Raw genomic sequence first — 13,627 nt, forward strand, 5'->3', positions numbered from 1 at the left:
GTGAGGGGTACGTGCCAATGCATCCGCCCGGATAAGGCAGGCTTGTACCCGTGCCAGAACCCGCGCTGAACGCATTCGACCCCGCCCGCGACCACCCCCACTCCGCCACGCTGAGGAGGCTGGAGAAGTCCTCGGGGCGCCTGGCGGCGGCCGCGATCGCGCGGATGGACGGGCAGCTGCCCTGGTACCGGGCCATGCCCCCGGAGAACCGCTCGTGGATCGGGCTGGTGGCGCAGGCGGGCATCGCGGCCTTCACGGAGTGGTTCCGCCACCCGGAGACCCCCCAGGCGATCAGCACCGACGTCTTCGGCACCGCCCCGCGGGAGCTGACCCGGGCGATCTCGCTGCGCCAGACGGTGGAGATGGTGCGCACCACCATCGAGGTCATGGAGTCGGCGATCGACGAGGTCGCGGCCCCCGGCGACGAGTCGGTGCTGCGCGAGGCGCTGCTGGTCTACGCGCGGGAGATCGCCTTCGCGACGGCCCAGGTCTACGCCCAGGCCGCCGAGGCGCGCGGCGCCTGGGACGCCCGGCTGGAGTCCCTGGTGGTCAACGCGGTGCTGTCCGGCGAGGCCGACGAGGGCGTGCTGTCGCGGGCGGCGGCGCTGGGCTGGAGCTCCCCCGACAAGATCGTGGTGGTGCTGGGCACGGCACCCAACGGGGACAGCGAGCTGACCGTCGAGGCGATCCGGCGGGCGGCGCGGCACGCCAAGCTGCAGGTGCTCACCGGGGTCCTCGGCGACCGCCTGATCGTGGTCGCGGGTGGTGACGGGGAGCCGCTGCGCGTCGCCAAGGCCCTGATCGGGCCGTTCGCGGCCGGTCCGGTGGTCGCCGGGCCCGTGGTGGGCGACCTGCTGGCGGCGTCGAAGTCGGCGGCGGCCGCGGCCGCGGGCCTGAAGGCGTGCGCGGCCTGGCCCGACGCGCCGCGTCCGGTGATCGCCGACGACCTGCTCCCGGAGCGCGCGATGGCGGGCGACCGACACGCCCGCGATCAGCTGGTGGAGGAGATCTACAGGCCGTTGGAGGAAGCTGGTTCGGCACTGCTTGAGACTCTGTCCGTCTACCTCGAACAGGCCTCGTCGCTGGAAGGGGCCGCCCGGATGTTGTTCGTTCACCCCAACACCGTTCGTTACCGGCTCCGACGTGTGACGGACGTCACCGGCTGGTCGCCCTCGGACGTGCGCTCCGCCTTCACCCTTCGCATCGCGCTCATCCTGGGCCGACTCTCCGAGTCGGGGCAGACACCGTAGACGCACCCAGGGCCTTTGTGGGACACCAACAAATCGCCCGTCGGTTCTTGGTCCCTGTCCCCACGGGCGGGGATCACCTCGCTCAAGAGAGAGTTGAAAGCGTGCTCGTACTCGTCGCTCCCGGCCAGGGCGCCCAGGCCCCCGGCTTCCTGAACCCGTGGCTCGAACTTCCCGGTGTCGCCGACCGTCTCTCCGGTCTGTCCTCGACCGCCGGTCTCGACCTCGCCCACTTCGGCACCAAGGCCGAGGCCGAGGAGATCCGTGACACCGCCGTCGCCCAGCCCCTGCTGGTGGCGGCCGGTCTGGTCGCGGCGGAGCAGCTGTTCGACGGCCCGGCCGCCGCGCGTTCCGCGCTGGGCGCCGTGGCGGGTCACAGCGTCGGCGAGATCACGGCGGCGGCCGTCGGGGGCGTGCTGAGCGCCGAGGCGGCGATGAGCTTCGTCCGTACCCGCAGCACCGCGATGGCCCAGGCCGCGGCCGTCACCGAGACCGGCATGTCGGCCGTGCTCGGCGGCGACCCGGACGTCGTCGTCGCCCACCTGGAGAACCTCGGCCTCACCCCGGCGAACATCAACGGGGCCGGTCAGATCGTGGCGGCCGGCACCGCGAAGCAGCTCGCGGAGCTGACCTCGGACAAGCCCGAGAAGGCGCGGGTCATCCCGCTGAAGGTGGCGGGCGCGTTCCACACCCACCACATGACCCCGGCCGTGGCCGTGCTGGAGGAGCTGGCGCAGTCGCTGGCCGTCTCCGACCCCGCCCTGCCGTACGTGTCCAACGCCGACGGCGCGGTCGTCCGCTCCGGCGCCGAGGTCGTCTCGCGCCTGGTGTCGCAGGTGTCCAACCCGGTCCGCTGGGACCTGTGCATGGAGACCTTCAAGGAGCTCGGCGTCACCGCGATCATCGAGCTGGTGCCGGGTGGCACCCTGGTGGGGCTGGCCAAGCGCGCGCTGCCCGGCGTCGCGACCCTGGCCCTCAAGACCCCGGACGACCTCGAGGCCGCCCGCGCGATCGTGGCCGAGCACGGCACCCAGGAATAGGAGTCCCCGCAGACATGGCGAAGATCAGGCCCAGCAAGGGCTCCCCGTACGCGCGCATCATGGGCGTCGGCGGCTACCGGCCGACCCGTGTGGTGCCCAACGAGGTGATCCTGGAGAACATCGACTCCAGCGACGAGTGGATCCGCTCGCGCTCGGGCATCGCCTCCCGGCACTGGGCCGGCCCGGAGGAGACGGTCGCCGAGATGTCGGTGACCGCGGCGGGCAAGGCCATCGCCGACGCGGGGATCTCGGCGGAGGACATCGGGGGCGTCATCGTCGCCACCGTCTCCCACTTCAAGCAGACCCCGGCCGTCGCGACCGAGATCGCGCACCGGATCGGCGCGGGCAAGCCGGCCGCCTTCGACATCTCGGCGGGCTGCGCGGGCTTCACGTACGCCGTGACCCTCGCCAAGGGCATGGTCACCGAGGGCAGCGCGAAGCACGTCCTGGTGATCGGCGTCGAGCGGCTGAGCGACCTGACCGACAAGTCGGACCGCGCCACCGCCTTCCTCTTCGGCGACGGCGCCGGCGCCGTCATCATCGGCCCGGCCGACGAGCCCGAGATCGGCCCCACCGTCTGGGGCTCGGAGGGCGACAAGTCCAACACCATCACCCAGACCGTCGCGTGGGACCGCTTCCGTGTGGGCGACGTCTCGCAGCTGCCGGTGGGCGAGGACGGGGAGCTGAAGTTCCCCGCGATCACCCAGGAGGGCCAGACCGTCTTCCGCTGGGCGGTGTTCGAGATGGCCAAGGTGGCCCAGGAGGCGCTGGACGCCGCCGGGATCAGCGCGGACGACCTGGACGTCTTCATCCCGCACCAGGCCAACATGCGCATCATCGACTCGATGATCAAGGCGCTCAAGCTGCCGGAGCACGTCGCGGTCGCCCGCGACATCGAGACCACCGGCAACACCTCCGCCGCGTCGATCCCGCTCGCGATGGAGCGTCTGCTCGCCACCGGACAGGCCAAGAGCGGCGACACGGCACTGATCATCGGTTTCGGGGCAGGGCTCGTGTACGCCGCCACTGTCGTTACCCTCCCCTAGGCACCACCACCCACGCGGCGCGCACTCCCGCCCGCCGCAGCCCGTAGTAACCAGCACGAAGAAGGAGAGCGCCGCCATGGCCACCCAGGAAGAGATCGTCGAGGGTCTCGCGGAGATCGTGAACGAGATCGCCGGCATCCCGACCGAGGACGTCCAGCTGGACAAGTCCTTCACCGACGACCTGGACGTCGACTCGCTGTCCATGGTCGAGGTCGTCGTCGCCGCCGAGGAGCGCTTCGAGGTCAAGATCCCGGACGACGACGTCAAGCAGCTGAAGACCGTCGGCGACGCCGTCGACTACATCCTCAAGGCCCAGGCCTGAGCCTGAGCCACCCCTGGTCGACGTGTCTGTCGCCCGCCCTTCTAGACGTGGAGAGACAATCCCTGTGAGCCCGACCAATCACACCGTGGTCGTCACCGGTATCGGCGCAACCACTCCGCTGGGCGGGGACAGCGCGTCGACCTGGGAAGGGTTGACCGCCGGACGTTCCGGCGTACGCCCCCTGGAGCAGGACTGGGCCGCCGAGCTGCCGGTGCGCATCGCCGCGCAGATCGCCGTGGAGCCGCTGGAGGTCCTGCCCCGCCCGGTCGCCCGCAAGCTCGACCGTTCGGCGCAGTTCGCGCTGATCGCCACCCGTGAGGCCTGGGCCGACGCGGGCTTCACCGCCAAGGCCGGCGAGGACAGCTCGGTCGACCCCGACCGCCTGGGCACCGTGATCGCCTCCGGCATCGGCGGCGTCACCACACTGCTCGACCAGTACGACAACCTCAAGAACTCCGGCCCCCGCAAGGTGTCCCCGCACACCGTGCCGATGCTGATGCCCAACAGCCCCTCGGCCAACGTCAGCCTCGAGGTCAACGCCCGCGCCGGTGTGCACACCCCGGTCAGCGCCTGCGCCTCCGGCGCCGAGGCCGTCGGCTACGCGTACGAGATGATCCGCTCCGGCCGCGCCGACGTCGTCGTGGCCGGCGGCACCGAGGCGGCCGTGCACCCGCTGCCGATCGCCGCGTTCGCCAACATGATGGCGATGTCCAAGAACAACGACGACCCGCGGGGCGCCTCCCGCCCGTACGACAAGGGCCGTGACGGCTTCGTCCTCGGCGAGGGCGCGGGTGTCGTGGTGCTGGAGTCGGCCGAGCACGCCGCCCGGCGCGGCGCCCGGGTCTACGCCGAGGTGCTGGGCCAGGGCCTGTCGTCCGACGCCCACCACATCGCGCAGCCGGAGCCCACCGGCCGCGGCATCGCCGCCGCGCTGGAGCAGCTGATCGCCGCGACCGGCCTGGACCTGGCGCAGATCGTCCACCTGAACGCGCACGCGACCTCCACCCCGCAGGGTGACGTGGCCGAGGTCAAGGCGCTCCGCAAGGTGCTCGGCGACCACCTCGACCACGTGGCCATCTCGGCCACCAAGTCGATGACCGGTCACCTGCTGGGCGGCGCCGGCGGCATCGAGACGGTCGCCACCGTCCTCGCCCTGCACCACCGGCTCGCGCCGCCGTCGATCAACATCGACGACCTGGACGACGAGATCGACCCCGGTCTGGTCTCCACCGAGGCGCGCAAGCTGCCCGAGGGCCCGATCGTGGCCGTCAACAACTCCTTCGGCTTCGGCGGCCACAACGTCGTCATGGCGTTCAAGAGCGCCTGAGCCGTACGGCACCCCTGAGGGCCGGTCAGCCGCTCGCGCGGCCGACCGGCCCTCGGTCGTCCCCGGGTCAGGGGCAGCCGACGACCTGCCCGGCCCAGGACAGCCCGCCGCCGAAACCGAGCAGCAGCACGGGAGCGCCCGGGGTGAGCTCGCCCCGCTCGACGAGCTTGGAGAAGGCCAGCGGCACGGAGGCCGCCGAGGTGTTCCCGGAGTCCACGACGTCTCGCGCCACGACCGCCTGCGGGGCGTCCAACCGGCTCACGACGGCCTCGATGATCCGCAGGTTGGCCTGGTGCGTCACGATGCCGCCGAGCTCGCGGGGGGTGACACCGGCACGCCGGCAGGCCTCCTCGGCGATCGGGGCGAGGGTCGTGGTGGCCCAGCGGAAGACCGCCTGGCCGTCCTGGGCGAAGCGGGGCTGCCAGGCGCCGGCCAGCCGTACGGCGTCGGCGCGGGTGGGGTCCGAGCCCCAGACGACCGGGCCGATGCCGGGGAGCGCCCCCGGAGCGGCGTCCGCGGCGCTGACCAGGGCCGCGCCGGCCCCGTCGCCCAGCAGGACGCAGGTGCTGCGGTCGGTCCAGTCGGTGAGGTCCGACATCTTCTCGGCTCCGACGACCAGGGCGTGGCGCGCGGCGCCGGCCCGTACGGCGTGGTCGGCGGCAGCGAGCGCGGTGGTGAAGCCGGCGCAGGCGTTGTTGAGGTCGTAGGAGGCGGGGGCCGTCATGCCGAGCCGGGCCGCGACCTGGGCGGCGGTGCTGGGGCTGCGGTCGACGGCGCTGGAGGTGGCGACGACGACCAGGTCGACCTCGGAGGGGTCCAGGCCCGCGGTGGCGAGGGCCTTGCCCGCGGCTGCCACGGCCATGTCGGCGACCGACTCGTCCTCGTCGGCGATGTGCCGGGTGGCGATGCCGGTGCGCTGTCGGATCCAGGCGTCGCTGGTGTCGACCATGGTGGCCAAGTCGTCGTTGGTGAGGACGCGTTGCGGCTGGTGGTGGCCCAGGGCGGCGATGCGGGATGCAGTCATGCCGGAACTATAGCGACCGATCGGTCGGACTCTAAAGGTGGAGGGGTGGCTACGATGGGCGCATGAGCCCACGCAAGTCCGCCGCCGAGGCGCGCCACACCCGTGAGCGGATCATCGAACGCAGCGTCGCGGTCGCCTCCGTGGAGGGTCTGGAGGGCCTCACGATCGGCCGGCTCGCGACCGACCTCGGGATCAGCAAGTCCGGGCTGCTGGGGCACTTCGGTACCAAGGAGGCCCTGCAGATCGCCGCGCTGCGGCGGGCCTCGGAGATCTTCACGCGCGCCGTGTGGGTGCCCGCGTCGGGGGCCGCCCCCGGCCTCGCCCGGCTGACCGCGATCTGCGAGGCCTGGGTGACCTACCTGGACCGCGAGCGCGAGGCCTTCCCCGGCGGCTGCCTGTTCACCGCCTCCGCCGTGGAGTTCGACGGCCGGGAGGGGCCGGTCCGGGACGCGGTCGCCCGGCTCTACACCGTCTGGCGGCGCCGGCTGACCCGCGACATCCGGGCCGCCGTGGAGCACGGCGAACTGCCCCCGGACACCGACCCGGAGCAGCTGGTCTTCGAGCTGAACGGGATCTACTTCTCCCTCAACCACGCCGTCCAGCTCTTCGGCGACCGGAGCGCCCCCGACCGCGCCCGGCGTGCGCTGCGGCGTGTCCTGAGCTGACGAATCAGCCCTTCGGGGGGATTGGCCGCATCCCCCGGATGGGCGCGCCCGGCCCCGCGCAGGATCGTGTCCATGAGCATCTGGCTGAGGGGGGCCGGCCTCACGGCGGCCGCGGCGCTGACGGTGCTGGTGCCGGGCGCGGCCGGGGGGACGGCGTACGCGCACGACCCACCAGGGCCACCGGGCCCGCCCGTGGTCCGGTTCCTGCCCGACGGCACCGTGCGGGTGGAGACCGGCGGCGGGGCCGTCCGGGTGGAGACACGTGACGGGGAGACCCGGGCCCGGGTCACGCACGGCGGGGACACCGTGGACGCCCGCACGGGCAAGGGCGGCTCGTCCGCGACCGTCCGGCGACGGCACTGTCCCGCGTACGAGTCGACGGTCAACGCCCGCACCGACGGCGGCGGTTCACGGGGCTCGGTGTCCTGGCGGCACCCCTGCGGGCCGGCGCCGCGCCCCACCCCCGCCCGCCCCGTGCGCCGCGCACCGGCCCCGGCACCCACGCCGACCCCCACCCCGACACCGACACCGACACCGACGCCGACCCCCACTCCGACACCCACGCCCACCCCGACCCCCACGCCGACGCCGACGCACCGCGCGGAACTCCCGGTGGTCGCCTACCGCAAGGCGAGCGCGCCGCCCCCGCCCGAGGGGCCGAGCATCGTCCAGCTCATGCTGCTCGTCACCGCCCCGGCGGTCCTGTCCGCCGCGGCGCTCAAACCCCGCTCCCAAGCCCGCTCCCGGAGGTGATCGATGTCGGACTGGCTCGTCCTGGGCATCGCGATGGCCGCGGCCTGCGCCGTGGTGCTGACCATCGTGTTCATCAACCACCGCCGCATCGGGGACGACGACGACCCCTCGGAGACCCCCGACGTCATCGAGTACATGACGATGATGATCGGCGTGGTGTACGCCATCGTCCTCGGCCTCGCCATCGCCGGCGTCTGGGAGGCCCGCGGGGGCGCCGAGGACACCTTCCACCGCGAGACCCAGGCCCTGCAAGAGGTGCGGCAGCGGGTCCAGGTCTACCCGGCCGAGGTCCGCGACCAGGTGCGCGCCGACGTGGACGCGTACGTCTCCTACGTCGCGCACACCGAACTGCCCTACATGATCAAGCACGGGGAGAACACCGGGCGCGGCTCGGAACTCCTCGACAAGGTGCGCCGCGACGTGACCGACTTCGAACCGCGCACCCCGCTGGCCAACCAGGCGTACCAGCCGGTCGTCGACCAGGTCGCGGCCGCCGACGACGCGCGCACCGCACGCGGCGAGAACGCCGGACCGACCATGCCGGGGGTGGTGTGGTTCGGCCTGGTCACCGGCGCCCTCGTCGCGGTGGGACTGATCTTCAGCCTGCAGATCCGGCGCTCCCGGCGGGAACTCGTCCTCGCCGGGCTCTACAGCGCCCTGATCGCCTTCCTGCTCTTCCTCATCTGGGACCTGGACGCCCCCTTCGGCCGCGACCCGGCCGAGGCGGCGGCGTCCTTCACCAGCCTCTTCCCGCACATCGGGTGATCACTTCTCGAAGCTCGCGAAGTACGAGGCCACCATGTCCTCCGCCCCGTGCCCGAGCTCGGCCGCGCGGCGGAAGCGCTCGGCGCCCGCCGCCATGACGTCGAGCCGGACCCCGGCCGACTCCCCGGCCTCCACGATCAGCCGGGCGTCCTTCTCCGCGGTGTGCACGGCGAAGCTGGGGGCGAAGTCGCCGGCCAGGACCGCCGCCGACTTCGCTCGCAGGTAGCCCATGTCGAGGGGGCCACCGGAGACGGCCTGGAGGAAGTCCGCGGCGTCCACGCCGAGGCCCTTCGCGAGCGCGAGGGCCTCGGCCGTGCCGTGGGTGATCGTCAGCACCCAGCTGTTGACGACCAGCTTGAGGCGGCTGGCGGCGCCCTCCGCCGCGTCCTCCCCCACCCACACGGTGCGGCTGCCGATCGCGTCGAAGACCGGCGCCACCTTCTGCCGGGCCTCCTGCGGCCCGGCGGCCAGCACCAGGAGCTGCCCGTTCTCCGCGGGCTGCCGGGTGCCCAGCACGGGCGAGTCGAGGAAGACGACGCCGTGCTCGCGCGCGAACTGCGCGAACGCCCCGAGGGCGGCCACGCCCGCGGTGGTGCACTGCGCCCACACCGCGCCCTTCCGCAGCGCCGGCGCCGCCTGCCGCATGGTCTCCAGGGCGGAGTCGGCGTCGTGCAGGATGGTCACCACCACGTCGGCACCGTCCACCGCCTCTGCGGGGGTGTCGACGACGCGTGCGCCGTCCTTGCCGAGCGGCTCGGCCTTCTCCTTCGTTCGGTTCCACACGCGGACGTCGAGGCCGGCCCCGACGAGGTTGCGGGCCATCGCGGCACCCATGATCCCGGTGCCCAGAACTGCTGCTGAAGTGGTGTCGGACATGACTGCCACGGTACGACGGACCCATCCGAAACGCTCGCGGCGCCGAATGCCGGACGGGACACTTGTCCGCGACACCCGGAATCGAACGCTGGAGGTGTGGTGAGGGAACCGCTGCGGTTCGGCAGGCCCGCACGGCAGGGGCCGGACCCCTCGGAGCTGCTGCTCGCCGTCGCGCGCGGCGACCAGGAGGCCTTCGCCCGGCTGTACGACGCCGTGAGCGGACCGGTGCTCGGGCTGGTGCGCGGAGTGCTCAGGGACCCCGCGCAGTCGGAGGAGGTGACGCAGGAGGTGCTGGTGGAGGTGTGGCGCACCGCCGCCCGCTTCCGGCCGGAGAAGGGCAGCGCGATGACCTGGGTGATGACCCTGGCCCACCGCAGGGCCGTGGACCGGGTGCGGTCCGCGAACGCGGCCGCCGACCGCGAGCACAAGGCGGCGCTGCTGGAGCGCACCCCCGCCTACGACGAGGTCACCGAACAGGTCGAGGCCCGGCTGGAGGCCGAACAGGTGCGGCGCTGCATGCGCACCCTCACCGAGGTGCAGCACCAGTCGGTGACCCTCGCCTACTACCGGGGGCTGACGTACCGGGAGGTCGCCGAGCTGCTGGCGCTGCCGCTGGGCACCGTCAAGACCCGGCTCCGGGACGGCCTGATACGGCTGCGCGACTGCCTGGGGGTGACCGCGTGAGCACCGAGGCCGAACTGCACACCCTCACCGGGGCCTACGCCGTCGACGCGCTGACGCGGCACGAGCGCGCGGAGTTCGAACGCCACCTCGCGGAGTGCGAGGCCTGCGCGCTGGAGGTGCGCGAGCTGGCGGCGACCGCCGCCCGCCTCGGGCTCGCCGCGGCCGAGCCCGTTCCGCCCCGCGTGAAGGACGACGTCATGCGGCTCATAGCCAACGTGCGGCAGGAGCCGCCGTCGGTGCCCGAGCCACCCCGCGCCGCGGCCCGGGCGACGCGCCGCCGCGCCTCGCAGCCCGCCCGGCGCCGGGTCCGCTTCGCCCTGGCGGCCTGCCTCGCCGCGGCCGCGGCACTGGGCGGCGTCGCGGTCTGGCAGCAGCAACAACTCGGCGACCTGCGCCAGGAGAACCGGCAGACCCAGGCGCAGGCGGAGCAGATCTCCCGGGTCCTGGCGGCGCCCGACGCCGTCACGACCTCCGCGAAGCTCGCGGGCGGCGCCGGCGGCACGGTGGTCGTCTCCCGCAGCCAGGACCGCGCGGTGTTCTTCGCCCACGGCATGCCGGCGCTGACCGGCGACCGGGTCTACCAGCTCTGGTACGCCGACGGCGACACGATGCGCTCCGCGGGCCTCATGCCGAAGCCGTCCGGTGGCGACACCACCCAGGCCGTCCTCCTCCGGGGCGCCGTCGACGGCGCCTCCGGCATGGGCATCACCGTCGAGCCCCCCGGCGGCTCGCCCCGGCCCACCTCCGACCCGCTGGCCCTCGTGACCTTCCCGGCGTAGCACCCCCGCCGCGCACCGCGCCCGGGCGCGGTGCGCGGCACGGGCCGGGACGGCCCACGTCGCGGTTGCCCGGCTGCCGACGCGGCAGACCGACGCGTGGACGGCCGGGGAACGCGGCCCGGCTCGGGCAACGCCGGCACGCCGCGCCCCTGCGGGGTCGCGGAGGGCGACGCGGCGGGGCGCCTCACGGCGTGGGGAGGGGCGGCGCCATAGGCTCGCCGGGCGGCACCACCGGCCAGGAGGAGTGCAACGGACGTGACGACGACGTCGATCTGCCTGTTCACCGCCGATCTGCGGCTGCACGACAACCCCGTCCTGTGTGCCGCCCTCGACTCCGCCGCACAGGTCGTCCCCCTGTTCGTGCTCGACGAGGCCATCGAGGCGGCGGGCTTCGCCGCGCCCAACCGCGCCGCGTTCCTCGCCGACTGCCTCGCCGACCTCGACGAGGGGCTGCGGAAGCGCGGCGGACGGCTGGTGCTGCGCCGCGGGGACGTGGCACGCGAGACCTGCCGGGTCGCCGAGGAGACCGGTGCCGGGCAGGTGCACATCGCCGCCGGGGTGAGCCGCTACGCCGCGCGGCGCGAGGAGCGGCTACGGAAGGCGCTGACCGGGGCCGGACGTGAACTGCGGGTGCACGACGCCGTGCTGACGGCGGCCCCGCCCGGTGCGGTGACCCCGGCGGGCAAGGACAGCTTCGGGGTGTTCACCCCGTACTTCCGGCGCTGGGAGACCGTGGACCTGCGCGACCCGCTGGGCGCGCCCCGCACCGTCCGGGTGCCGGACGGCGTCACGTCCCGCCCGCTCCCGAAGGCGCCGAAGGACACCTCGCCCGGGCTGCCCGCGGGCGGGGAGACCGAGGCCCGCGAACGCTGGCGGGCCTGGCGGGCGTCGGGGCTCTCCGCGTACGAGGACCGGCACGACGACCTGGCGGGCGACGCCACCTCCCGGCTCTCGCCCTACCTGCACTTCGGCTGCCTGTCGGCCACCGAACTGGTCCGGAGCGGCCGGGACGCCGGCGGGCCCGGCGCGGACGCGTTCGTACGGCAGTTGGCGTGGCGGGAGTTCCACCACCAGGTGCTCGCCGCCCGCCCCGACGCCGCCTCCCGGGACCTGCGCACGCGCGGCGACCGCTGGCGCGGCGACGGCCCGGAGGCGGACGCGTGGCGCGAGGGCCGCACCGGCTACCCCGTGATCGACGCGGCAATGCGGCAGTTGCGGCACGAGGGCTGGATGCACAACCGGGCGCGGCTGCTGGCCGCGAGCTTCCTGACGAAGACGCTGTACGTGGACTGGCGGATCGGCGCCGCGCACTTCCTGGAGCTGCTGGTGGACGGCGACGTCGCCAACAACCAGCTGAACTGGCAGTGGGTGGCGGGCACCGGCACCGACACCCGCCCCAACCGGGTGCTCAATCCCCTGGTGCAGGCCCGCCGTTTCGACCCGGACGGCGCCTACGTGCACCGCTGGGTGCCGGAACTGGCCGACGTGCCGGGCGGCGCCGTGCACCGCCCCTGGCGGCTCCCCGAGGCGGAACGCGCCGCCCTGGACTACCCCGCCCCCCTCGTCGACCTCGACGAGGCCCTCGCCCGCTTCCGCGGCGCCCGCGGCAAGTAGCGGCCCTCCCCGGAGGTGAGCCGCGTCAACCGGCGTGCGGACGGGCGGCCGTCCGCCCGGGAGACGCGGCGTCCTCTGCGGCCGTGAACACACGGAGGGGACAGCCGTTCCACCCCGGCACCCCGCCTCCGGCCGCCCGACAGCCCGACCACCCGCCCCGCGTCAGGCTCGCGCGGCATACGGTCCCGCCGCCCTGCCGACCGTGCACACGCCGCGCCGGACAACCGGGCCACCCGGCACCCCGCGCTCGGCGAAAGCGCGGCCCCGACGTTCCCGAACCGCCCACCGCGGCCGGGCACTCGACGCGGCATCCGCGCCACACGGCACCGCCCAACGGACATCCCCACACCCGCCATGACCGCACCCCAACGCACACCCGGCCCACTCGCGGCCCGCACCAACACCCCGTCCACCTTGCTGCGGCACGCGTCTGCCGCCCGTGGACACCCGCACCAGACCGCCGGGCCACCCGGCACCCCGCACTCGGCCCGGCGCCGCGGGCCGCCGCGCCCGCGACGCCCGCGACGCCCGCGACGCCCGCGACGCCCGCGGCATACAACGCCGCGCAACGGGCGTACCCCACGCCCGCCATGGCCGCTCAGTCGCGCACACGGCCCGCCTGTGCGCCGCAGCAACACCCCGGCGCCGCGGGCCGCCGCTCACCGGGGCGGGGCAGCGCCCCGCCCCCGCGGCGGCCGGGGGAAGAAGCCGCTGGTGCGTGCGGCGTAGCCGGCCCAGCCGGGGCGGTCCGCCATGTGGCGCTCCAGCAGGGCCTTGCCGCTGCCCCGGGTGAGCAGGTACGACATCAGCAGCGGCGAGACGGCCGACGCCGCGGCGGCCTGCCAGGCGTCGCAGGTGAGCGCGAACAGGCCCCACCAGACGCAGAAGTCGCCGAAGTAGTTGGGGTGCCGGGTCCAGCTCCACAGGCCGCGGTCCATGATGCGGCCGCGGTTCGCCGGGTCGGCCTTGAAGCGGGCCAGTTGGTGGTCGCCGACGGCCTCGAAGAGCAGGCCGGTGAGCCAGAGCAGCGCCCCGACGACCGCCGCCGGGCCGGCCGGGCCGGGGATGTACGAGGCGGCCTGGACGGGCAGCGAGACGACCAGGACGAGCGCGCCCTGCAGCAGGTACACCGCGCGCAGGGCGTAGGCGGCCCGGCTGCCGGGGGCCTTGGCCAGGAAGGCCTCGTAGCGGGGGTCCTCGCCGTGGCCGCGCCCGCGGCGCACGATGTGGACGGCGAGCCGCAGGCCCCACACGGCGGTCAGCGCGAACACCAGCGCGCGACGGGCCGGGTCGCCGTGCCCGGCGGACATGCCGTAGGCGGACGCGGCGACCGCCGTGAAGGCCGCGCCCCAGGCGACGTCGACGTAGCGGTGTCGGCCGCGGGACAGCGCGAAGGCGAAGGTGGCGAGCATGACGGCGAGCGCGGCCCCGGCCGCCACGGCCGCGCCCGCCCCGAACGCGCCCCAGGGGAAGCCGTCCATCGCC

14 protein-coding genes are annotated in these 13,627 nt (G+C 74.3%); 11 read left to right on the plus strand and 3 right to left on the minus strand.

Annotated features, from left to right (window positions below):
- Positions 1 to 50 precede the first annotated feature (50 nt).
- The 5 genes from ACFZAU_RS12510 (at position 51) to fabF (ending at position 4,982) form a co-directional block, all read left to right on the plus strand.
- Positions 51 to 1,250, plus strand: coding sequence for a PucR family transcriptional regulator (locus ACFZAU_RS12510; RefSeq protein WP_499598689.1), 1,200 nt, complete (start codon positions 51 to 53; stop codon positions 1,248 to 1,250).
- 101 nt (positions 1,251 to 1,351) lie between these two features.
- Positions 1,352 to 2,287 (plus strand): ACP S-malonyltransferase, encoded by a 936-nt coding sequence (locus ACFZAU_RS12515; protein ID WP_500462866.1) that lies wholly within the window; start codon positions 1,352 to 1,354, stop codon positions 2,285 to 2,287.
- A 14-nt stretch (positions 2,288 to 2,301) separates the two neighbouring features.
- On the plus strand, positions 2,302 to 3,333 hold the full coding sequence (locus tag ACFZAU_RS12520; RefSeq protein ID WP_499598692.1) for a ketoacyl-ACP synthase III: 1,032 nt from the start codon (positions 2,302 to 2,304) through the stop codon (positions 3,331 to 3,333).
- A gap of 76 nt (positions 3,334 to 3,409) precedes the next feature.
- Entirely contained in the window at positions 3,410 to 3,655 is a 246-nt protein-coding gene (locus ACFZAU_RS12525; protein ID WP_018556746.1) for an acyl carrier protein, read from the plus strand.
- Between the two features lie 64 nt (positions 3,656 to 3,719).
- On the plus strand, positions 3,720 to 4,982 hold the full coding sequence (gene fabF / locus ACFZAU_RS12530; RefSeq protein WP_499598694.1) for a beta-ketoacyl-ACP synthase II: 1,263 nt from the start codon (positions 3,720 to 3,722) through the stop codon (positions 4,980 to 4,982).
- Positions 4,983 to 5,049: 67 nt separating this feature from the next.
- Here the strand turns inward: fabF and ACFZAU_RS12535 are convergent, their stop codons facing one another.
- Positions 5,050 to 6,006 (minus strand): beta-ketoacyl-ACP synthase III, encoded by a 957-nt coding sequence (locus ACFZAU_RS12535; protein ID WP_500552117.1) that lies wholly within the window; start codon positions 6,004 to 6,006, stop codon positions 5,050 to 5,052.
- Between the two features lie 62 nt (positions 6,007 to 6,068).
- Between ACFZAU_RS12535 and ACFZAU_RS12540 the strand changes: the two genes are divergently transcribed.
- From ACFZAU_RS12540 to ACFZAU_RS12550, 3 genes are all read left to right on the plus strand, one after another.
- Positions 6,069 to 6,671 (plus strand): TetR/AcrR family transcriptional regulator, encoded by a 603-nt coding sequence (locus ACFZAU_RS12540; protein WP_500462864.1) that lies wholly within the window; start codon positions 6,069 to 6,071, stop codon positions 6,669 to 6,671.
- A gap of 72 nt (positions 6,672 to 6,743) precedes the next feature.
- Positions 6,744 to 7,424 carry a hypothetical protein gene (locus tag ACFZAU_RS12545; RefSeq protein ID WP_500552118.1) on the plus strand — a complete coding sequence of 227 codons (681 nt, stop codon included), beginning with the start codon at positions 6,744 to 6,746 and terminating at the stop codon, positions 7,422 to 7,424.
- A 3-nt stretch (positions 7,425 to 7,427) separates the two neighbouring features.
- The gene (locus ACFZAU_RS12550; protein ID WP_500552119.1) at positions 7,428 to 8,189 is read left to right on the plus strand and encodes a bestrophin-like domain; all 762 of its coding nucleotides are present in this window, start codon (positions 7,428 to 7,430) and stop codon (positions 8,187 to 8,189) included.
- Here ACFZAU_RS12550 and ACFZAU_RS12555 read toward each other — a convergent pair whose 3' ends face one another.
- Entirely contained in the window at positions 8,190 to 9,065 is an 876-nt protein-coding gene (locus ACFZAU_RS12555) for an NAD(P)-dependent oxidoreductase (protein WP_500552120.1), read from the minus strand.
- 99 nt (positions 9,066 to 9,164) lie between these two features.
- Between ACFZAU_RS12555 and ACFZAU_RS12560 the strand changes: the two genes are divergently transcribed.
- The 3 genes from ACFZAU_RS12560 to ACFZAU_RS12570 all read left to right on the plus strand — a co-directional run bounded on the left by ACFZAU_RS12560 (position 9,165) and on the right by ACFZAU_RS12570 (position 12,142).
- On the plus strand, positions 9,165 to 9,749 hold the full coding sequence (locus ACFZAU_RS12560) for a sigma-70 family RNA polymerase sigma factor (protein WP_499599331.1): 585 nt from the start codon (positions 9,165 to 9,167) through the stop codon (positions 9,747 to 9,749).
- On the plus strand, positions 9,746 to 10,528 hold the full coding sequence (locus ACFZAU_RS12565; protein WP_500552121.1) for an anti-sigma factor: 783 nt from the start codon (positions 9,746 to 9,748) through the stop codon (positions 10,526 to 10,528). The genes ACFZAU_RS12560 and ACFZAU_RS12565 overlap by 4 nt, the downstream gene beginning before the upstream one ends.
- A 255-nt stretch (positions 10,529 to 10,783) precedes the next feature.
- On the plus strand, positions 10,784 to 12,142 hold the full coding sequence (locus tag ACFZAU_RS12570; protein ID WP_500552122.1) for a cryptochrome/photolyase family protein: 1,359 nt from the start codon (positions 10,784 to 10,786) through the stop codon (positions 12,140 to 12,142).
- A gap of 659 nt (positions 12,143 to 12,801) precedes the next feature.
- Here the strand turns inward: ACFZAU_RS12570 and ACFZAU_RS12575 are convergent.
- Positions 12,802 to 13,623 carry a DUF1295 domain-containing protein gene (locus ACFZAU_RS12575; RefSeq protein ID WP_500552123.1) on the minus strand — a complete coding sequence of 274 codons (822 nt, stop codon included), beginning with the start codon at positions 13,621 to 13,623 and terminating at the stop codon, positions 12,802 to 12,804.
- Positions 13,624 to 13,627 lie beyond the last annotated feature (4 nt).

Origin of the sequence: Streptomyces sp. NPDC008238 (assembly GCF_042956445.1) — a bacterium.
In the GTDB taxonomy this organism is placed as follows: domain Bacteria; phylum Actinomycetota; class Actinomycetes; order Streptomycetales; family Streptomycetaceae; genus Actinacidiphila.

Bases quoted from the DNA above. Each gene is read 5' to 3' on its own strand.
- ACFZAU_RS12575 (WP_500552123.1), bottom strand. From the start codon at position 13,623: ATGGACGGCTTCCCCTGGGGCGCGTTCGGGGCGGGCGCGGCCGTGGCG.
- ACFZAU_RS12545 (WP_500552118.1), top strand. From the start codon at position 6,744: ATGAGCATCTGGCTGAGGGGGGCCGGCCTCACGGCGGCCGCGGCGCTG.
- ACFZAU_RS12555 (WP_500552120.1), bottom strand. From the start codon at position 9,065: ATGTCCGACACCACTTCAGCAGCAGTTCTGGGCACCGGGATCATGGGT.
- ACFZAU_RS12540 (WP_500462864.1), top strand. From the start codon at position 6,069: ATGAGCCCACGCAAGTCCGCCGCCGAGGCGCGCCACACCCGTGAGCGG.
- ACFZAU_RS12520 (WP_499598692.1), top strand. From the start codon at position 2,302: ATGGCGAAGATCAGGCCCAGCAAGGGCTCCCCGTACGCGCGCATCATG.
- ACFZAU_RS12550 (WP_500552119.1), top strand. From the start codon at position 7,428: ATGTCGGACTGGCTCGTCCTGGGCATCGCGATGGCCGCGGCCTGCGCC.
- ACFZAU_RS12535 (WP_500552117.1), bottom strand. From the start codon at position 6,006: ATGACTGCATCCCGCATCGCCGCCCTGGGCCACCACCAGCCGCAACGC.
- ACFZAU_RS12525 (WP_018556746.1), top strand. From the start codon at position 3,410: ATGGCCACCCAGGAAGAGATCGTCGAGGGTCTCGCGGAGATCGTGAAC.